1 protein-coding gene is annotated in these 265 nt (G+C 58.5%); it reads left to right on the forward strand.

The genetic code is table 11. The annotated features are described in order from the left end of the window. The coding region (locus tag SB717_RS36590) for a TetR/AcrR family transcriptional regulator (protein WP_410907956.1) at positions 1 to 265 on the forward strand (265 nt) is incomplete at both ends.

Below are 265 nucleotides of genomic sequence, written 5' to 3' on the forward strand. Positions count from 1 at the left end.
TGTCAAGGCAATTTATGCGAGCTGACGCCAGAAAGAATTACGACCATCTCCTTGCAGTCGCGCGTGACGTCGTCACCGAGCATGGTGCCGAGGCGTCCATGCGAGATATCGCCCGCCGGGCCGACGTCGGGTTGGCGACACTATTTCGCCATTTCCCGACACGAGAAGCCTTGTTCGAAGCGTTGCTGCGCATGAACGTGGACGAACTGATACAGCAGGCGGCCGAACTCGAAACGTCGAATCCACCTGACGAAGCGCTGGTGTC

This window comes from Priestia sp. SIMBA_032, assembly GCF_046535215.1.
Lineage (GTDB): Bacteria > Bacillota > Bacilli > Bacillales > Bacillaceae_H > Priestia > Priestia aryabhattai.